This window comes from Streptomyces sp. NPDC096311, from assembly GCF_044763085.1.
Classification (GTDB): domain Bacteria; phylum Actinomycetota; class Actinomycetes; order Streptomycetales; family Streptomycetaceae; genus Streptomyces.
Window position 1 is genome coordinate 717,188 of sequence record NZ_JBIWFN010000001.1, and the last position, 19,120, is coordinate 736,307.

A 19,120-nucleotide genomic window follows, 5' to 3' on the forward strand; every position below is an offset into this window, starting at 1 on the left:
ACCCGTCTGTGAACACGCTGTGTGACGGCCATGAAGCGGGCCGCGCGATCCGAGACATCGCCCTCCGGTATGTGTCCACGAGGTGGCTACTTCCTTGTGCACAGGGCTGATTGACTTTCTCACGCGCACCTTTGGTGCCTCCGCCCGAGCCGTCGCCCCCATGCATCCGACGGCCGGCCGGTCACGCTGCGCGACGGCGCACTCGATCTCTGGGAAGGCATGCAATGACGCTGATCACCCGACGTTCGTTCCTGATCGCCGGTACGGCCACGGCCGGAGCCCTGCTCGCTTCGGCGGCCCCCGCCCTGGCCGTGGGACCCACGGCGAAGAAGACCAGGGCGGACAAGATCACCGTGGGGGCCGGCGAGACGTACCAGCTCTCGGCGACCACGCATGTGAGCGAGCTGTCCATAGCCGAAGGCGGAAAGGTCACCGCGTCCGACGGGTACAGCGTCACCCTCACCGTCGACGGGGTCGAGACCGGGCAGCTCCTCACCGAGACGGGCGGAACCGAGACACTGATCTCCGCCGGCACCTACCAGGGCGACATCGTGCTCACGGTGGCGGAGGCCAACACGGTCACGTACCAGACCCTCACCTTCCCCTTCCGGCAGGCCCTTTACGTGGGCGCCGACGGCGTGGACCGCGCCAAGTCCGTCCTGTCCGGCGTCGTCGGCGGCACGCTCACCGACTCCCTCGCCCGTAACGTCGCGATCACCTCCACCGGCGAGTGCTTCGACGGTGTCTTCGTGAAGAACGGCACCTACACGCTCAAGAGCCCCGCCATCTCCCTCACGGGCAACGGGCGTTGCGACTTCGCGGGATACGGCGCGGCGGTCGTCGGCACCGGTCCGGCCACGACACTCGTCGTGGACGGCGCCAGGATCACCAACAAGGGCGTGGTGCGCACGACGGTCGTCGCGGACGACGGCGCCAACGTCATCGTGAAGAACTCCCGTCTGCGGGCCCGCAACGGCACGCTCCCCGCCGACTACCAGGCGACCGTGGAGACCCCGTACATGGAGTCCGTGCCGTGGATGCTGGGCCTCGACGGCAATGTCCGCGCCACCAACCTCATCGGCTCCGGCACCAAGGCGACATACATCAACTCGACCGTGCAGTCGGAGACCTGGGGAGCCCTGTCGGTGGAGGGCGGCAGCGGGCTCCAGCTGACGGCGATCAACAGCAGCGTCGGCAACACGGGAACGTACGGCTACGGCACCTACGCCATCGGGGACGCCACCGTCCGCGTGCTCGGCTCGCAGTTCGACGTCGGCAGCTACGCGACCATCTGCGCGGGCCCGGCCGCCTCGATCCACTACGGCGACAGCACCCGCGAAGCCGTCGCGGCGCTCAACACCTCGCTCGGCCTCGGCCTGACCAAGGCCGAACTGGCGGCCGTCCCGGCGCGGATCACGGTCGTCAACTCGGGCCATTTCGGCTTCATGTTCTTTGGCACCGGCACCCTGAAGCTGGACGGCGGCACGGTCATCACCTCCGCGCAGACCACCTTCCTCAACAAGGGCCAGCAGACCTCGATCACGGTGGACGGTTCGGACGGGGCGCAGCTCAACCCCGGCAACGGGATCATCCTGCAGATGATCGAGAGCGACGACCCGGGCCCGGTGAACGTGGACGGCAAGATGATGAACGTCGGCGTCTACACCGAACCCACGGGCGACCCCGCCAAGGACACCTCCTTCGACCCGGCCTCGGTCCACACGGCCGACGGCGCCGCCACCTTCACCTCCATCGCGCTGGCGGGCGACTTCTACAACGGCATGCGCGCGGGCAAGAACATGGTCCTCACCTTCGAGGACTCGACCGTGCAGGGCGTCATCTCGGCCACGGAGGCCAAGCACCGCGTCGACACGATCGACTCCTCGAACTTCTACGAGCTGGGCCAGGTCACCAACACCGTCAAGCCCGCCGTCAACAACGGCGTGATCGTCCAGCTGAACAGCGGTTCGACCTGGACCGTGACCGGCACCTCGTACCTGACCAGGCTGACGCTCGCCGCCGACGCGGCGGTGCGGGCGGCGAGCGGGAAGTCCGTGACCATGACGGTCGACGGCACGCAGACGGCCATCGAGGCAGGAGGCGCCTACTCCGGAGCGATCGTCCTCATGGTCGGCTGAGCCACCGGGGGCGTCCGACGCCGGGGCCCGGCCGGCGACGGCCGATGCCTGTCATCTCCCGCATGGTCGATCACCTTGCGGTCGACGGGGGAGGGGTCCGGCTCGTCTGCCAGGTGCGGGGGCAGGAATCCGCTCCGCCGCTCGTCCTGTTGCACGCGCTCGGCGAGAGCAGCACCGACGGGGCCGAGGTCATGCCCGCCCTCGCCCGCGGACGACAAGGGCAGGGACGGCGACTAGCGGTCGGGGCCCAGGTCGAAGACCCCGTAGGCGAAGCCTTCGGCGGTGATCGTGGAGCCGTTCACCGTGACCCCGTCGGCCTCCAGGGGCACCCCGGTGCGGGCACCGTCGTAGGCACAACTCGCCGCGCGCTCGCTTGGGTTGATGACCACGAGGTACCTTCCGCCGCGCAGGTACACGAACGGATGGCCGGCGTGCAGCACCTCCACCGAGCCCCGGGAGCCGAGCTGCGGGGTGTGGGTGCGCAGGGTGACGAGGCGGCGTACGAGGTGGAGGAGTGAGGCCTCGTCGGCGCGCTGGGCGGCGACGGTCGGGCGGGTGGGCGACGGGTCGACGGGGAGGTAGAGGCGGCCCGGCTCGGCGGTGGAGAAACCGGCGTTCGGGCCCTCGTCCCACTGCATCGGGGTGCGGGAGCCCGCGCGGTTGTAGCGAGGGCCGAGGACGCTGCCCTCCTGGTCGGGCAGGCCCGGAAGGTAGCGCATGCCGATCTCGTCGCCGTAGTAGATCGCCGGGAGCGTCGGCCAGGTGAGCTGGAACGCGAAGGCGGCGGGCAGTTGTTCGGGTGTGCGTGGGCCGCAGTTGAGACGGGAGAAGTCGTGGTTGGCGGTGGGCAGGGAGATGAATCCGCTCGCGCCGAGCGCGGTGGACGCCTTCTCCCAGGCTTCGAGGAAGGGGCGCGGCGAACCCCGGCCGCTCCGGTCGAAGAAGCAGTCGAGCGGGTCCCAGCTCTCGTTGACCGTCCCCTCGCCGTTGCTCCACAGCGAGCGCAGGGCGAGGCCGTCGGTGGGGCCGCCGAACTGGAGGAAGAAGTCCGCGTGGAAGCCCGCAGGGACGGACACCTCCGGCTCGCCCCACTCCGAGAGCAGCACCGCGTCCGGATGCGCGCCGTCCAGCCAGTGGCGCACCTCGGCCCAGACCTTGGCGGTTTCCGTCTTGTCCGGATCGTCCTTGACGAGCGAGGCGGCCATGTCGACACGGAAGCCGGACAGGCCGAGACCCAGCCAGTGGTCCATGATCGCGCGCAGCGCCGCCCGGTTGGCGCGCGGCCCCTCGGCGTCGACCGGCAGGCGCCAGGGCTCGGCCGCATTCGCCCGCGCGTAGCCGAAGTTGAGGGCAGGCTGGAAGGCGAAGAAGTTCGGCAGGTACGCGCCCGGGCGGGTGCCGGGGGAGGGGACGAAGCCGTCGGGACGGCCCTCGGCCGCCCAGATGTACCGGTCGTCGGTCGGATCGTGCGCGGCGGCCTTGAACCACGGGTGCTCGTCGGAGGTGTGCCCTGCCACGAAATCCAGCAGGACCCGGATGCCGCGCCGGCCGGCCTCGTCGACCAGCTTGGCCAGGTCGTCGAGGGAGCCGTAACGCGGCGCGACGGCCAGGTAGTCGCTGACGTCGTACCCGGCGTCGCGGAACGGTGAGACGAAACACGGGTTCAGCCACACGGTGTTCACACCCAGCCACGCGAGGTGGTCGAGGCGCTCGGCGATCCCGTTGAAGTCGCCGATGCCGTCGCCGTTGGAGTCGGCGAAGGACTGCGGATAGATCTGGTAGAAGACGGCGTCGGCCAGCCAGGAGGGGGCGGGACGGAACGAAGTCATGAACGGGACCCTAGACCGGCGCCCGGGGCGCGCGCTGCCCCTAAGCTGAGGGTGATGTTCACCCCGCAAGGTCCCACCCTCCGCGAACTGGCCACGCAGGCCCTGTCCTCCGTCGAGCACGGCTATGACCTGCTCGCACCCAAGTTCGATCACACGCCGTTCCGGACTCCGGACGCGATCCTCGACGCCGTGGCCCGTGCACTACGCCCCATCGGCCCGTTCGACCACGGTCTCGACCTGTGCTGCGGCACGGGCGCGGGCATGGAGGTGCTGAGCGGACTGTGCCGGGGTCGGGTCACCGGGGTCGACATCAGCGCGGGGATGCTGGCCGTGGGGCGGGAGCGGACGGGTACGGGGGGACTGAAGCGAACGGAAGCGGACGCGCCGGGGGTCGCGCTCCCCGGCGCCCGAACGCGCCCGCGGCCCGGCGCGCGAGCGGGGGCGAGCCCCGGATCGTACGAGGGCGCGGACCAGGGGATGTCGCCGCGCCCCGCGTGGGTACGGGGTGACGCGCGTGCCCTGCCCTTCGGCCCCGTCTTCGACCTCGTGGTCAGCTTCGGCGCGTTCGGGCACTTCCTGCCGCGCGAGCTGCCGGGTCTGTTCGCCCAGGTCCACTCCGTACTGCGACCGGGCGGGCGCTTCGCGTTCCCCGTCACGGCCCCGCCGCGCCCGAGTTCGCCCTGGTACTGGGCCCTGTTGGGCTTCGACATGGCGATGCGGGTGCGCAACGCCGTCTGGCGGCCACCGTTCGTCATGTACTACCGGGCTTTCCGGCTCGGCGACGTACAGCGGGAGCTGAGGCGGGCGGGGTTCGAGGTGGAGCTCCTGGCGCTGCCCGAGTTCGGGTGGCGGCGAGATGGCAGCCCGCGATGCCGGATGGTCGTGGCCACCCGAAGCGGCGGTGCCTCCGCCGCCGCTTCGGATGCCGCCTCCGGTTCCGGCTGACCCGCGCTGCCGGGAGGTCAGGCGAAGCGGCGGACGAACTCCAGCGTGGTGTCGGCGACCTCCTGCCAGCCGTGGTCGATGGTCAGCGCGTGTCCACGGCCCGGGATCTCGGTGATCTCGGTGACGCCCGGGTTGTGCTGCTGCTTCTTGTACGAGGCGTTCGCGATCGCCCACGGCACGGTGTGGTCCTTCTCGCCCGAGATGATCAGCAGCGGGCCGCGGTCGGGGTTCTCGGCGTCGACCTTGACCTCGGTCCACGGGTTGAAGTTCGCGGTGGCGGCCTGGAAGAGCGGGGCGCCCGGCGCGGGTACGGCGTACGTGTCGTACAGCTCCTTGGCCTCCTCCTCGCTCACCGCGTTGGCGAAGCCGTAGCGGAACTGGTCGAAGGTGAGCGGGACGGCCCGGTGCCGGTTGGCCGGGTTGCCCAGGACCGGAGCGGCGGAGCGCAGCGACGAGATCGGCAGCGGCAGCACACCCCGGAACGGTGCCGGGTCGATCGCCACCGAGGCGGCGGACCGGCCCCGGCCGGCGAGGATCTGGGTGAGCAGTCCACCGAAGGAGTGGCCGATGACCGCCGGCTTCTTCACCAGGCCGCCGATCAGCGTCTCCAGATGGTCGGCGACCTGCCCGACCGTCTTGCCGGCGAGGACCTCCGGGTGGGCGTTGGCCTCCTCGACCGTGTCGGGGTCGTCGGGCCAGGACAGGGAGACCGGCGCGTAGCCCGCCTGCTCGAAGTGCGCGGTCCAGCGGTCCCAGCTGCTCGGCAGCAGCCACAGGCCGTGGACGAAGACGACCGGGACGCGGCCCGTGGCGTTGGCCCGCTCGATCTGCTGTGCGTCGTTGGTGGTCATGTCTCGAACGTAGTCGCGTACGGCGCTCCTGGGATCTGTCACGTGACTGCGTCCCCGGATCGGTCTCACCCCGCCGCGGGCAGTACGAACTCGTAGACCAGGGCGTCCTGTTGTGCCTCCACCACCAGTTCGGTGATCTCCAGGAGCCGGTCGTACTGGTCGTGCACGCGCCGGGTGACCCGCACGGACTGCGGGAGCCGTGTGATCGCGTCCCGGTGGTGCAGGGTCAGCCCGGCCTTGCGCATCCAGTCGTAGGCCCGCCGCAGCTGCGCCGACGCGCAGCCGTCCGCGCGGTCGCGGTAGCGGGCGAGTTCCTCGACCTCGGTCACGGCGACGGCGGAGAACGAGGTGAAGGCCGTACGCAGTCCGCTGCCGTCCGCCGCGGCCGACTCGTAGCGATGCACGAGGGTCGGCCGGGACGGCGCGATTCCCAGTGCCTCGGCGTGCTCGGGTGGGGGAGCCTCCCAGGTGACGCTGGCGCGGTGGACGGCGCACGGCTCGGCGGTGTGCGCGCCGACGGGGAAGTCGAGCGAGGGGATGTGCTCGGCGGTGGTGCCGGGCAGGGTGGCGTGGCTGCCGCGCCGGTCGGTGGAGACGAGACCGTCGCGCCGCAGCCGCTGCAGCGCCTGCCGCACCGTCTCGCGGCTGACGCCGAAGCGCGAGGCCAACTCCCTTTCTCCCGGCAGTCGTTCACCGGGTGGAACCGTCCCGTCGCGCAGTTCGCCGAGCAGTTGTGCGGCGATCCGCGCGTAGCGGGGTTCCTGGTCGGACGGGTGGGTGCTGAGGGGACTGGTGGTGCGGGCCATGTCCGCGCCTCCTGAGAGGTGACCGTGGTGAGCGTGCTGATCGTGGTGACAAGACGTAGTCGTGCGGGCTCTGTGCGCCACCAGATCTAGCATTGGTCTAAACCACGAGGGAAGAGCGGTCGGCCGGTTCGGCCGGTTTCAGCCCGCGCCCGCCGGGCGTCGCGGGCGCGTTCAGAGCGCGCTGTACAGGGCGTCCACGAGCGCCATCTTCCTTGGGTCGTCGGCGATGTGCGGGCCCATCCGGTTCATGACGTACCCCAGGGAGAGGCCCGATTCCGGGTCGGCGAGACCGCAGGAGCCGCCGAAGCCGTCGTGTCCGAAAGCCCTCGGGTTGGGACCGTACGAGCCATTGGGCCCGCTCAGCCACAGCCCGAGGCCGGTTTCCGTCTCGTGCTCGAACCCGGCGCCGAGCACCAGGTCCCGGCAGCTGCCCTGCCCCTCGCGCACCCGCTCCGCGGCCTCCGGGGAGAGCACCTGCCGGGAGCCGTACGCCCCGCGACCGGCGAAGATCCCGTACAGCGCGGCGACCGCGCGGGCCGTGCCGTGGCCGTTCGCCGCCGGTATCTCGGCCGCCCGCCACTGGGCCGTGTTGGCCTCGCCGGCGCCGACCGGCGGATTGGCGAGGGCGGCCACCGCCGCGGGCGCCAACTGGGAGAAGATCGCCGCCTGTTCGCTGCGCGACGCGACCGGCGGATGCACCAGCTCGGCTACCCGCTCGGCCTCCTTCTCCGGCAGCCCGATGGTGAAGTCGATCCCGAGCGGCCCGGTCACCTCCCGCTCCAGGAACGCGCCCGGCCGCAGCCCGGAGACCCGCCGCACCACCTCTCCCACCAGATGGCCGAAGGTGAGCGCGTGGTACCCGGACCGGGTTCCCGGCTCCCACCACGGCTCCTGCGCCGCCAGCCGCTCCACGGTCAGCTCCCAGTCGCACAGCTGGGCCAGATCGTGCGGCTCGCGCAGCCCGGCCAGCCCCGCGCGGTGCGACAGCAGATGCCGTACGAGCACGGACTCCTTGCCCGCCGCCGCGAACTCCGGCCAGTACGCGGCCACCGGGGCGTCGAAGTCGAGCAGCCCGCGATCGGCCAGGATGTGCGCGCACAGCGAGGTCGGGCCCTTGGACGTCGACCAGACGTTGACCAGCGTCTCGCGCTCCCAGGGCCGGGTGCGCGCCGCGTCCGCCCAGCCGCCCCACAGGTCGACCACCGTCTCGCCGTCGAGCGTGACGGTCACGGCCGCGCCGAGCTCGTCGCGATCCCGGAAGTTCTCCTCGAACGCGGTGCGCACCGCCGCGAAGCGGGCGTCGCAGTGGCCGTGAACACGCGGCGGCGCGGGCTGGGTCATGGGACCTCCGTCATCCATCGGGACTCCGGCCCCGAACGTACCGACTGGTCGGACTGGAGGGAAGCGGTGTGACGGCATCCGTCTTGCGTACGTGTCGTCGTTGCCCGTCGCCCTTCACCGCGGGATCTTCCGGATGTCACCCAACGCCCTTACGCTGCACGTCGGTTGACCACCGAGACGCAGGAGGCAGGGGAGCATGTACAGACATGTGAGGGTGTTGACGCGCACCGGGATCGCGGTGGCGACGGCGGGAGCCCTCGCTCTGACCACGGCCCCCGGCGCCACCGCCGCGGACCTCTCGTACTCCGCCAGCACCTCGGTCGGGGTCCACAACTCCTACGACAAGGCCAAGTACACGTACTTCGCCGACGCGCTGGACTCCGGCGCCGGAATGCTCGAACTCGACGTGTGGACCAATGTGTTCGGTGCCTCCTGGCGCGTCTCGCACAGCAATCCGATCGGCAACGACAACAACTGCGAGAACGCGGCGAACGCCTCCGAACTGCGCACCAAGTCCCGCAACCGCGACCTCGCCGGCTGCCTCTCCGACATCAAGGCCTGGCACGACGCGCACCCGGGCCACCGGCCGATCCAGCTGAAGATCGAGATGAAGGACGGATTCCAGGCCAACAACGGCCGCGGCCCCGCCCAGCTGGACGCCCTGCTCACCGCGAAGCTCGGCGACGCCCTGCTGCGCCCCGCCGACATCGTCGCCTCCAACACCGACCTCGACTCGGCGGTACGCGCCGACGGCTGGCCCGCCCGCTCGGCCCTCGCGGGCAAGTTCATGGTCGAGCTGATCCCCGGAACCGTCGAGGAGGGCAACCCCCTCGACTCGCTCTGGACCGACCGCGAGTACGCCACCCATCTCCGTGACCTCGCCGCGGCCGGGCGGCTGCGCGAGGCGGCCGCCTTCCCCGCCGTGCACAACGCGGCCGCGGGCGACCCGCGCACCCGCTACACGGACCCGACCATCCGCCCCTGGTTCGTGATCTTCGACGGCGACGCCGCCACCTACGCGAACGGCACCATCGACACCGCCTGGTACGACGACCGCCACTACCTCGTCGTCATGACCGACGGCCAGAACGTGCCCCCGGCCATCGACGCCACCAACCCCACCCAGGCCCAGGCCCTGGACCGCGTCGCCCTCCTCGCCCGGCAGCACGCCAGCGTGGTGTCGGCCGACTGGTACCCCCTGCCCGCGGTGCTGTCGACGGTCGTGCCACGCGGAACGGCGGGCTGAGCGCCGGCCGTCACCGCTCCACGGCCGCGTCAGAGGTGCGCGGGCAGCCAGGCCAGCTTGGCCGCTTCCTGGTAGGGGCCACCGCCCTCGTGGTCGTTGAAGTCGTAGACCTCGATCTTCTTGTCCTCGTGGTCCCAGGCGTTGAAGGCCGCGAAGATCGTGGAGGGCGGGCAGGTCTGGTCCTCCAGCGCGACCGAGAAGAGGGCCGGCGCCCGCCCGCGCGCCGCGAAGTGCACCCCGTCGAAGTAGGACAGCGTGCGCAGGACGTCCTCGGTGCGGCCGCGATGGGTCTTGAGATAGTTGCCGATCTCCCGGTACGGGTGCCGGTCCGTCAGCGTCGTCGCACGCGGGAAGTCGCACAGGAACGGCACGTCGGGCGCGATCGCGGCCAGGTCGGGGACCAGACCGCCCACCGCGATCGTGATCCCGCCGCCCTGACTCCCGCCGACGGCCGCCACGCGCTCCGCGTCCACCAGCGGATGCGAGCGGGCCGCCTCCACCGCGCGCACACCGTCGGTGAACACCCGGCGGTAGTAGTAGTTCTCGGGTGCGTCGATGCCACGGGTCATGTAACCGGGGTACGCGGGCGCGCTGCCCACCGGGTCCGGGGTCTCGCCGCCGCCCCACGCACTGCCCTGACCACGGGTGTCCATCACGAAGTGCGCGAAGCCCGCCGAGGCCCACAGCAGATGCGTGTGCGAGAGGCCGCGACCGCCGCCGTAGCCGACGAACTCGACGACCGTGGGCAGGGCGGAGTTCGCCCAGGCGGGCAGCGTGAGCCAGCCCTTGACCGGGTGCCCGCCGAACCCGGCGAACGTCACGTCGTACACCTTGACCGTCTTGAGCGGCGTCTCGACGGGTTCGAAGCGGGCGTCGAGGTCGTGCTCCCGCGTCTCTTGGAGGGTCTTGGCCCAGAAGGTGTCGAAGTCCTCGGGCTCGGCGGACGCGCTGCGGTAATCGCGAAGTTCGTCGAGGGGGAGGTCGAACTGGGCCATGAAGGACCACCTTTTGACGTCACGGGTGCGGATGATCACACCGTACGTGTGACGCCGGAGGGCCGCCAGACCTCCCTTCGGTCAGTCACCGGGGCCGAGGGCCGGGGCCACGGACCAACCGCAGTCACGTCGCCCGGCCCGCTCGTCCTCACCCTTGCGCGACCAGCGGTTGGCGTTCACGGCGACCTCCTTCGCGCCGGCCCCGACACGGCGTCGGGCGGGCGAGCGCCACGCTAGGCAGCGCCGTCCCGCCCTGCCACGTCACGTGTGCACAGTCGGGCCGCCGGACGCGCCGCCGGGGCGGACGGGAGCCGTTCGGGTGCACAAGAGGGCGGGCGCGCCACCTCACCGGTGCACAGTCCGGCGCCGGTGAGGGGCGGGTTCAGGCGGCCGGCAGGGAGGGGAGGCCGGTGTCGGCGTGCAGCGCGAACGCCAGCGGGCGTACGCCGCTGAGCGCCTGCTCGTGCTCGTTTCCGTCGAGCCTGTCCGTCTCGTCCGGGCCCACCGGCAGGTGGCGCTGGATCAGCGGCGCGGCGGCCCGCAGATGACTGCGGACCGTCACCGGCGCCACGTCGAGCGCGGCGGCCGTCCGCCCGGTGTGGGTGTCGTTCTCCAGCCAGACCCGGAGCGTGCGCAGCAGATCGCGGCGGTCGGCCCGCAGCGGCTCGAGGAACGAGTCGGCCCAGGCGCGGACCTCCGGAGCGGACACCATCGCGGTGAAGTCCGCCGCCGGGTCGGCCGAATGCGCGTCATGACCGTACTTCACGACGACCTGGAGCGCCGTCGAGACCACCACCCGGTTCAGGACCTGGCCGCGGTCGAGGCCGAGCAGACCGAAGCCCTTGCTGATGCGGTGCGTCACCGTGTTGCGGTGGATGCCGAGCAGTCGGCCGACGGCCGTGTGCGGGAACTCGAGCCCCAACTCCAGTGTCCGTACGAGCTGTTCGCGCTGCCCGGCCGGCAGGGTGAGCACCGGGCGCAGCAGTGTGCCCGCCCACCGTCGGGCCGTGGCCGGCGGCAGGACGTCCATCAGGTCGGCACGCTGTTCGGCGAGCGCGACCCGGCCGGCCGTCCGGCGCGCCGTCACGAGGGTGCCGGCCGCCTGCGTGTACGCGTCCGCCACACTGCTCAGCGCGTACACCCGGCTGCCGCCCATGCAGTGCCTGGGCAGCGCGGCGACGACCGCCTCCAGCGTGTGCCACACCCCGCCCGGAGCGTCCTCGTCCGTCTGGAGCGGATCGACCACGATCAGGTGATTGAACACCGGGCACCGCGCCAGCAGCGCGCGTCCGGCGAGCGCGTCCTCCGCCTGCCGGAGCGCCACCTCGCGGTCCTCCCGCGCGCAGTCGATCACATGGACACGCACCGACTCGGTCGCCAGCAGCCCCGGTGCGAGGCCGGCCAGCACGCGCTGGGCCGCCACCTCCTCACCCACCATCAGCAGTTGCAGGACACTCAGCTGCACCTCGCGCCGGGTCTCCGCCAGTTGGTCGGGCAGCCGAGTCCGGTCGATGAGACCCAGGGCCGTCGCCGCGTGCCCCAGCAACTCGGTGCGCACCTCGTCGAGCGGACGGCTGGGGGTCACCGACAGGACCGCGCCGGAACCGGCGGCGCTCAGCGGGAGCGCCTGGGTCCGCGTCCGGGGGAAGGCGGTGCGCGGGGACTGCCGAGTGAGGACGTCGGGCGCCGCGGCCAGCACACCGCGCAGGGGATCACTGACCACCACTTCGGCGTCCACCGCGGCTGCCAGCCACTCCGTGATCCGCTGCATCGCGTCCGTGTCCGCGTCCGTGGCCGTGCGCGCGTCGGTGAGCCGGTCCGGAAGCCGGTTCAGCAGCGCGGTGAGCTGATCGGCGTGCCATTCGGCCTGCCGGTAGCGGTACTCGCGCAGCCGCGGGATCAGTTCGTGCCAGTCGTGCAGCTCCTTCGTCGTGGTCAGCAGCGGTACGCCGAGGCGGACGGCCGAGCTGCGGATCACCACCGGAACGGACTGCGCGCCGTGCTGCCCGACCACCACGGCGAGTCCGGCGGCCCGCTGCCGCGACAACTCACGCAGCAACGGCTCGACCCCCTCGTGCACGGACGTCCGCCCGGAAGCCCAGAAGTCACCGATCACCACCAGCGCGTCCCTCACATCACCCAGCGCGCCGCCCGCGGTCGCGGCCAGGGACAGGGCGCGTACGGAATCGACCGCGCGGTCGGCCATCGGGCCCCCGTTGACGAACCGAAGACAGAAGTCGGGCTCCTCGCACAGGTTGATCAGCGTGGGCATGGCGTCCTTCCCGTGTCGATGGCGCACCGGCCGCTGTCGACACCGTAGGCGCGTCGGCCGCCGGACCGCAGTACGGGGTGCGCGAAAAAGACGCGGGACGGGTGGCACCCCGCGCTGCCAAGACGGGTGGTACCCCCGTCATCAAGCCGTGTGCCGTCGCCACTTGGGCCCCGTACGCGCCCACTCCCGCTCCCACTCGGCCAGCCGGCGACGCGCGGCGATCCGCCGTACGGCGAAGTGCCAGGCGAGTACGACGGCCACGACCCCCGCGGCGGTCGACACGCCCGTCGTCAGAGCGTGTTGCCAGACCGCGCCCGTGCTCACCGGCGGACCGACGGTCCGGCCGCGCGCATCGAGCCAGACGGCGACGCGGTCGCCGGGCTGCCCGCCCGCGGGGACCAGGGCCTCACCGGTCCTGGGCCCCTTGCCCGGCTCGGTCCAGCGCACCTTCACCCGGAACGTGGGCAGCCTGGCACCCTGCGGCGAGGGCACCGCCGCGGGCGCGGTCTCGACGAGTACGGCGCTCACCCGCTGCCGCTCGGCCCGCTGCGTCGCCGCCCGTGCCTGCGCGCTGTCGTACCGCCACCACCCCACAGCGGCTCCGGCCAGCGGCGCACCGACGAACAACAGCACGGCCACGGCCAGTACCGTCCACGCCTCGACGACGTCCGAGCGGCGGCGCAGCGGATTGCGGCGCCAGCGCCAACCGCGTACCCGGGTACGCATCTTCACTCCTCGCCTCCAGGTCCCGCCCGCGGAGGGCCGAACGGACCCCGCACCGGGACGATTCGGCTCACCCGGCGTGACTGATCCGCGCCTCCTGTGGAACCCGCGAACCACTCCGCGCAGCGAACAGGAGCCACCATGACCTGTGCCCATCCAGCAGCACTCGACGCACACTGGCGCGTAACCAACCCCCGAACGAAGGGCAGTTGCCCGCGGTCGCACCCGGTGGGAAGGCGGAAGCCATGAGCACCGGCACACGGACGATCACCGTGGGCATCGACGGCTCGCGGCCCAGCCTGGACGCGGCCGACTGGGCCGCCCGCGAGGCGCAGCGTCGCCGACTCCCCCTGCGGCTGCTGCACGCGGGAACCGAACCGGCCGTTTCAGGCGGCGTCTTCGGCATCGACGTCCCCGCCGGGCGCACCCGCGCCGCACTCGACCGGGCCGCCATCGAACTCTCCTACGCCCACCCGGCCTTGGACATCATCGCCCGCCGCACCGCGACACCGGCGGTCCCGGCGCTGCTCGCCGCGGCCGTCGAGGCGGAGGCGCTGGTCCTCGGCTCGCGCGGCCGTACGGGGAGCGCGGGGTTCCCGGTCGGCTCGGTCGCCCTCGGCGTCGCGGCCCGCGCCGACCGCCCGGTCGTCCTGGTGCGCGCGGGCGAACTCCCCGAGGACGAACGGGTGCCCGTCGTCGACGGCTCACCGCCGAGTACGGCGCCCTACCTGCCGGTCGTCCTCGGACTCGATCCGGACGCCTCGGCCGACGACCTGATCGGCTACGCCTTCGACACGGCCGCCGTGCGCTCGGCGCCGCTGCACGTGGTGCACCCGTGGACCCTGCCCACCAGCACCCTGCGGCCGTGGCGCCACAGGTTCCCCACAACCACGGTCCGCGAACACCGCGTCGACGGCGATCCCGGCCCCCGTCTGCTGGAAGCGTCCGCGCGAGCCGGTCTGCTGGTCGTCGGGCGCCGCACGGGCCGGGGTCCGGGCCGCGCCGCGCGGTCGCTGATCCGGCACGCCGGCTGCCCGGTGGCGGTCGTTTCGTACGACTGACCGGGTTCGACGAGTGAGGACGTCTCAGCCGAAGCGTTCGATACGAATGCGGTCCACGGGCTGCCCGGCCTCCACCAGCAGCCGCGAGGCGTGCTCCGCGAACCCGTTGGAGCCGCACACATAGGCCTCCCAGCCACCGGGCGGCCGCTCGGCCAGCAGTGGCGCCAGATGCGCCGCCGCGAGCCGTCCCACGGCCACCCCCTCGGGGGCGGTGCGCGTGAAGACGGGCGTGGTCTCGGCGCCGTACTCCCGCGCGTAGATGAGCTCTTCGGGGCCACGCGCGGAGACGAGCAGCCGCAGCGGCACGTCCAGGGCGCGGGCCCGGTGGTGGCGCAGCATCGACATCAGCGGTACGACACCGGAGCCCGCGCCGACGAGCAGCGCGGGCCGGTCGCCGGGCCAGGCGAAGAACCCGCTGAGCGGACCGCGCACCTCGACCGAGTCACCGGGCTTCGCCACCGTGTGGAACCAGCCGGAGACCTCGCCGCCCTCGACGCGGTCGAGGGTGAGCTCGATGTGCCCGGTGTCGTCGGGCGGCGACGCGAGGGAGTAGTGACGCTGCGCCACGTACCCGTCCTCGGCGGTCAGCCGCAGCATCAGGTGCTGTCCGGGCAGATGCCCCGTCCACTCCGGCACCGCGAACCGGAAGGTGGCGGCGCCCGGCGTCTCGCGGCGGATCTCGGTGAGCGTGGCGGTCTGCCAGGTGGCGGCGGCCCGGTTGCTCACCGCGATCCGTCCGGGCACGGCGAACCGGGTGGGCGGTACGAACGTGTCGGTCATCGTCTCAGTCACCGCAGTAGCGCTGTTCTTCCCAGGGGTTGCCGCGTGCGTGGTAGCCGTTCTGCTCCCAGAAGCCCGGCTCGTCGTGGTCGAGGAGCCTGAGGCCCGCGATCCACTTGGCGCTCTTCCAGAAGTACAGGTGCGGGACGATCAGCCGCGCCGGGCCGCCGTGTTCGGCGGGCAGCGGCTTCCCCTCGTACTCCCAGGCGATCCAGGCACGACCGCCGGTGATGTCGGCGAGCGGGAGGTTCGCGGTGTACCCGGTGTGCGAGTAGGCGACCACGTGGCTGGCGGACGCGTCCGGGCGCACGGTGTCCAGGAACGCGTCCAGGGAGACACCCCCGAAGCGCACCCCGAACTTCGACCAGCTCGTCACGCAGTGGATGTCGCCCTCGTACGCCGAGGCGGGCAGCGCGTGCGCCTGCTCCCAGCTCCAGGTACGCGGCTCGGCCACCAGCCCGTCGACCCGGAAGGTCCAGTCGGCGGCTGCCAGGTCGGGGGTGACCTCGGCGGACAGGACGGGCCAGTCGTCGCCCGCGTCGTACTGGCCGGGCGGCAGTCCGGCGTTGTCGACGCGGGGGCGCCCGGTGAAGGCTCGGGTGACGTTCATGGCGGTGGTGCCTCCAGGCCGTCGGGTACGGCGGCCCGCGGATCGAGCGTGATCGGTGCTTACGCAACCAACCGTACGTGGCCGCGGGCCGTGCTCCGCGCCGGGGCGGGATCCCGATCATTGCGGCCGTATGAACACTCCCGGGGCCCGGGAATAGCCGCGCCGTGATCTTCCTTGCCGATAGTGCCGCCCGCGGTGCGGCACGAGGAGAGCGAGGAAGCACATGCCCAAGGCGTACGTCTTCACCCGGTACGGCGGACCGGAGACCGAGGCCCTGGTGGAACAGGACCGGCCGAGCCCGAGCCCCGGCCAGGTACTCGTGGCGGTCCGCGCGGCGGGCGTGAACCCCGTCGACTGGAAGCAGCGGACGGGATTCGCCCGTCCCGGCTCCGGGGCACGCGAGCTCCCCGCCGTCCTCGGCAACGAGGTCGCGGGCGTCGTCGAGGAGCTCGGTCCCGACGTGACCGGTTTCACCGTGGGGGACGAGGTCTTCGGCAACCCGGTGGCCGGCGGATACGCCGAGTACACCCTGCTGCCGGCCGCGACCGCCGCACACAAACCCGCCGACCTCTCCTTCACGGACGCGGCGGCCCTGCCCGTCGCCGCGGCGACCGCGTACGACGGGATCCACCAGCTCGGCCTGCCCTCCGGCGCGACCGTGCTGATCACCGGTGCGGGCGGTGGCGTCGGTGTCGCGGCCACGCAGATCGCGCGCGCCTTCGGACTCACCGTGGTGGGCGTCGCGAGCGAGGGCAAGAAGGACTTCGTCGAGGAGCTCGGGGCCGTGCATGTCCCGTCGGGCCCGGATCTGGCCGAGCGGGTGCGGGCCGCCGCGCCGGACGGGGTGGACGCCGTCTTCGACCTGGTCGGGGGCGAGGTGCTGGAAGCCGCGGCGACCTTGCTGGACGACCGTACGAAGCTGATCACCGGAGCCGACCGGGAGACCGTCGCCCGGCTCGGGGGAGGACCCGTCGTACGCGCCCGCACCGCCGCCGTCCTCGACGAGGTGGCGCGCCTGGTGGCCGACGGCCGGCTGAGGCCCTTCGTGACGGGGACCTTCCCCCTCGACCGGGCCGCCGAGGCGCTGCGCACCGTCGAGGACGGCCACGCCCGCGGCAAGATCGTGATCGAGGTCGCCCGATGAGTGACCGTCGCATCACGAGCCCCCGTCCGCCGGCCGACGCCACGCACCCGCTGGACAACCCGGCCCTCGCCTCGCTGACCGGCCCGCACGCGCACTTCGCCGAACGCCGGGGACACGTCCTGCGCTATCCCGTCGACGTGTCGCCGTGGCTGGCCCTGCCCGACGACCCGACCGACGACGACTGGGCGGACCTCGCGGCCCTCGTCGGCCCCGGCGGCGAGGCCCCGCTGGCCGGCTTCAACGGGCCGACGCCGGAAGGCTGGGAGGTGACCTTCAGCCTGGACGGTGTCCAGCTCGTCGACGACGGACTCGCCGCGGCGCCGGACGCCGAGGCGGTGCGGCTCGGCCCCGCCGACGTACCCGAGATGCTGGACCTCGTGGAGCGCACCAGGCCCGGCCCCTTTCTGCCACGCACCGTCGAACTCGGCACCTATCTCGGCATCCGGCGCGGCGGCGTGCTGATCGCCATGGCGGGCGAGCGGCTGCACCCGCCGGGCTGGACCGAGATCAGCGCGGTCTGCACCGACCCGGACGTCCGCGGCGAGGGACTCGCCACCCGCCTGATCCTGGCTGTGGCGCACGGCATCCGCGAACGCGGCGAGACCCCGTTCCTGCACACCGCCGCGAGCAACACCAACGCCATCCGGCTCTACGAGTCCCTGGGCTTCACGCTGCGCCGCAGCACGCGGTTCATGGCGGCACGGGTTCCGGAGCACCTGACGGACGGCCAGGCCGTGGGGGTCCGTTGACGGCTCCCGAAGGCCTCCGGTGGTGAAGCCTCAGCTCCCGGAGGCCTGCGCGGCGAGCGGTTGCCCGGCCGCCGCGGTGTTGTACCGCACCAGGTAGGCGGCGAACCGCTCCAGGTCCGCCGCCGGCCAGTCCGCGAGCCGCTCACGGAACGCGATCCGTCGGCTCTCGGTGACCTGGGCGAGGATGCGGGTGCCCGCCTCCGTCAGCTGGAGCACCTGTACCCGGTGGTCCTCGGGGTCGACTCGGCGTTCGATGAGCCCGGCCCGCTCCAGCGCCGCCACCTGTCGGCTCACCGTGGACTTGTCCAGGGCGTAGTGCGCGGCGAGGTCGGTGGCACGACAGCCGTCGCTCTCCTCCAGATGACCCAGCAGGGTGTACGAGACCAGCGACAGCTCCGGATGCATACGCCCCGCCGACGCCCGGGCGCGGCGGGCGAAGGCCGTCATCTCGTGCTGGATGGTCTCGACGGACGCATCGGCTGCATTCACGGGAGCTCCTTCCTCTAGTTGCATAGTACAACTTGGCGGACCGCGACCGGCGCGAGGCGGGGGAGCACCTCCCCCGCCGTCCGGCCCTTCCTGTAAGGTGACCGTCCTGGCTGCGGACCACCCCAGCCCGGGAGTTGCCGAGGAGGTGAGACCCATTACCGCTGTGTCAGGTCGGGTGCTCTCACCTCAGGACCCTGCGGATCGCCGCCTGTAGGTGACCGCGAGAGCGCCCTTCGGCTCACCGAAAGGCTTCTCGGCTCTCATGCCCCCTCTTTCCGATTCCGTTGTCGCCGCGCTCCGTTCCGCGGGCTGTGTCTTCGCCGAGGACGAGGCGGAGTTGATCCTCTCCACCGCTCGCACCCCGGACGAGGTCACCGCCATGGTGGACCGGCGCGTCTCGGGACTTCCCCTCGAACACGTCCTCGGCTGGGCCCGGTTCCACAGCCTGCGCGTCGTCGTCGAGCCGGGCGTCTTCGTACCCCGCCGCCGCACGGAGTTCCTCGTCGACCAGGCCGTGGCTCGCGCGCGCGGCGCCGCCCTCGTCGTGGACCTGTGCTGCGGCTCCGGCGCGGTGGGTGCCGCACTGGCCGCCGCCCTCGGCGGGCCCGAACTGCACGCCGCGGACATCGACCCGGCCGCCGTGCGCTGCGCGCGCCGCAACGTCGCACCCTTCGGCGGGCACGTCCACCAGGGCGACCTGTTCGAGGCCCTGCCCGACGCCCTGCGCGGCCGGGTCGACGTCCTCACCGCCAACGTGCCGTACGTCCCCACGCACGAGGTCGGCCTGCTGCCGCCGGAAGCCCGCGACCACGAACCGCTCGTCGCCCTCGACGGCGGCGCGGACGGCCTCGACGTCCTGCGCCGCGTCACCGCCGAGGCACCCCGCTGGCTGGCCCCGGGCGGCTGCCTCCTGGTCGAGACCAGCGAGCGCCAGGCCCCCGCGGCCGTCGAGGCCTTCGCCCGCGGCGGTCTGACCGCCACGCTGGCCGTCTCCGACGAGCTGTACGCGAACGTGGTGATCGGCACCAGGCCGCCGCGGGCGGCCTGACCTGCGAGGCGAGCTCGGTGAACGCCGGGGCCCGCCCGTCGCCACGGAGCAGGCCTGCCCGTTGCCGCGGAGCGGGGTCGGTCGTCGCCACGG

General features: G+C 72.4%; 17 protein-coding genes. 7 read left to right on the plus strand and 10 right to left on the minus strand.

Annotation, left to right across the window (positions count from 1 at the left end; genetic code table 11):
* Window positions 1–224: 224 nt before the first annotated feature.
* Window positions 225–2,138, plus strand: a complete 1,914-nt coding sequence (locus tag ACIRA5_RS03240; RefSeq protein ID WP_403686628.1) for a hypothetical protein — start codon at window positions 225–227, stop codon at window positions 2,136–2,138.
* Window positions 2,139–2,371: 233 nt separating this feature from the next.
* On the opposite strand, the gene ACIRA5_RS03245 is transcribed toward ACIRA5_RS03240, so the two are convergent.
* Window positions 2,372–3,967, minus strand: a complete 1,596-nt coding sequence (locus ACIRA5_RS03245) for an alpha-amylase family glycosyl hydrolase (RefSeq protein WP_403686629.1) — start codon at window positions 3,965–3,967, stop codon at window positions 2,372–2,374.
* Window positions 3,968–4,021: 54 nt separating this feature from the next.
* On the opposite strand from ACIRA5_RS03245, the gene ACIRA5_RS03250 reads away from it, so the two are divergent.
* Window positions 4,022–4,912 carry a class I SAM-dependent methyltransferase gene (locus ACIRA5_RS03250; protein ID WP_403686631.1) on the plus strand — a complete coding sequence of 297 codons (891 nt, stop codon included), beginning with the start codon at window positions 4,022–4,024 and terminating at the stop codon, window positions 4,910–4,912.
* A gap of 17 nt (window positions 4,913–4,929) precedes the next feature.
* On the opposite strand, the gene ACIRA5_RS03255 is transcribed toward ACIRA5_RS03250, so the two are convergent.
* The 3 genes from ACIRA5_RS03255 to ACIRA5_RS03265 all read right to left on the minus strand — a co-directional run bounded on the left by ACIRA5_RS03255 (window position 4,930) and on the right by ACIRA5_RS03265 (window position 7,910).
* On the minus strand, window positions 4,930–5,763 hold the full coding sequence (locus tag ACIRA5_RS03255) for an alpha/beta hydrolase (protein ID WP_403686633.1): 834 nt from the start codon (window positions 5,761–5,763) through the stop codon (window positions 4,930–4,932).
* Window positions 5,764–5,828: 65 nt separating this feature from the next.
* Window positions 5,829–6,569 carry a GntR family transcriptional regulator gene (locus ACIRA5_RS03260; RefSeq protein ID WP_403686635.1) on the minus strand — a complete coding sequence of 247 codons (741 nt, stop codon included), beginning with the start codon at window positions 6,567–6,569 and terminating at the stop codon, window positions 5,829–5,831.
* A gap of 171 nt (window positions 6,570–6,740) precedes the next feature.
* Window positions 6,741–7,910, minus strand: a complete 1,170-nt coding sequence (locus ACIRA5_RS03265; protein WP_403686638.1) for a serine hydrolase domain-containing protein — start codon at window positions 7,908–7,910, stop codon at window positions 6,741–6,743.
* A gap of 196 nt (window positions 7,911–8,106) precedes the next feature.
* Between ACIRA5_RS03265 and ACIRA5_RS03270 the strand changes: the two genes are divergently transcribed.
* On the plus strand, window positions 8,107–9,156 hold the full coding sequence (locus ACIRA5_RS03270) for a phosphatidylinositol-specific phospholipase C domain-containing protein (protein ID WP_403686640.1): 1,050 nt from the start codon (window positions 8,107–8,109) through the stop codon (window positions 9,154–9,156).
* 29 nt (window positions 9,157–9,185) lie between these two features.
* Here ACIRA5_RS03270 and ACIRA5_RS03275 read toward each other — a convergent pair whose 3' ends face one another.
* The 3 genes from ACIRA5_RS03275 to ACIRA5_RS03285 form a co-directional block, all read right to left on the minus strand.
* Window positions 9,186–10,151: an acetylxylan esterase gene (locus ACIRA5_RS03275; RefSeq protein WP_403686642.1), complete on the minus strand. Its 966-nt coding sequence runs from the start codon at window positions 10,149–10,151 to the stop codon at window positions 9,186–9,188.
* A gap of 382 nt (window positions 10,152–10,533) precedes the next feature.
* On the minus strand, window positions 10,534–12,423 hold the full coding sequence (locus ACIRA5_RS03280; RefSeq protein WP_403686644.1) for a hypothetical protein: 1,890 nt from the start codon (window positions 12,421–12,423) through the stop codon (window positions 10,534–10,536).
* A 141-nt stretch (window positions 12,424–12,564) separates the two neighbouring features.
* Window positions 12,565–13,149: a hypothetical protein gene (locus ACIRA5_RS03285; RefSeq protein ID WP_403686646.1), complete on the minus strand. Its 585-nt coding sequence runs from the start codon at window positions 13,147–13,149 to the stop codon at window positions 12,565–12,567.
* A 242-nt stretch (window positions 13,150–13,391) separates the two neighbouring features.
* On the opposite strand from ACIRA5_RS03285, the gene ACIRA5_RS03290 reads away from it, so the two are divergent.
* The gene (locus ACIRA5_RS03290; RefSeq protein WP_403686649.1) at window positions 13,392–14,207 is read left to right on the plus strand and encodes a universal stress protein; all 816 of its coding nucleotides are present in this window, start codon (window positions 13,392–13,394) and stop codon (window positions 14,205–14,207) included.
* Between the two features lie 24 nt (window positions 14,208–14,231).
* Here the strand turns inward: ACIRA5_RS03290 and ACIRA5_RS03295 are convergent, their stop codons facing one another.
* Window positions 14,232–14,987: a ferredoxin reductase gene (locus tag ACIRA5_RS03295; RefSeq protein ID WP_403686651.1), complete on the minus strand. Its 756-nt coding sequence runs from the start codon at window positions 14,985–14,987 to the stop codon at window positions 14,232–14,234.
* Between the two features lie 4 nt (window positions 14,988–14,991).
* On the minus strand, window positions 14,992–15,597 hold the full coding sequence (locus tag ACIRA5_RS03300; RefSeq protein WP_403686653.1) for a sulfite oxidase-like oxidoreductase: 606 nt from the start codon (window positions 15,595–15,597) through the stop codon (window positions 14,992–14,994).
* Window positions 15,598–15,820: 223 nt separating this feature from the next.
* On the opposite strand from ACIRA5_RS03300, the gene ACIRA5_RS03305 reads away from it, so the two are divergent.
* Both ACIRA5_RS03305 and ACIRA5_RS03310 read left to right on the plus strand, forming a co-directional pair.
* Window positions 15,821–16,741 (plus strand): NADP-dependent oxidoreductase, encoded by a 921-nt coding sequence (locus ACIRA5_RS03305; RefSeq protein WP_403686656.1) that lies wholly within the window; start codon window positions 15,821–15,823, stop codon window positions 16,739–16,741.
* Window positions 16,738–17,490, plus strand: coding sequence for a GNAT family N-acetyltransferase (locus ACIRA5_RS03310; RefSeq protein ID WP_403686658.1), 753 nt, complete (start codon window positions 16,738–16,740; stop codon window positions 17,488–17,490). The genes ACIRA5_RS03305 and ACIRA5_RS03310 overlap by 4 nt, the downstream gene beginning before the upstream one ends.
* A 30-nt stretch (window positions 17,491–17,520) precedes the next feature.
* On the opposite strand, the gene ACIRA5_RS03315 is transcribed toward ACIRA5_RS03310, so the two are convergent.
* A complete protein-coding gene (locus tag ACIRA5_RS03315; RefSeq protein ID WP_403686660.1) occupies window positions 17,521–18,003 on the minus strand; it encodes a MarR family winged helix-turn-helix transcriptional regulator in 483 nt (160 codons plus the stop codon).
* 238 nt (window positions 18,004–18,241) lie between these two features.
* On the opposite strand from ACIRA5_RS03315, the gene ACIRA5_RS03320 reads away from it, so the two are divergent.
* The gene (locus ACIRA5_RS03320) at window positions 18,242–19,027 is read left to right on the plus strand and encodes a putative protein N(5)-glutamine methyltransferase (RefSeq protein WP_403686662.1); all 786 of its coding nucleotides are present in this window, start codon (window positions 18,242–18,244) and stop codon (window positions 19,025–19,027) included.
* Window positions 19,028–19,120 lie beyond the last annotated feature (93 nt).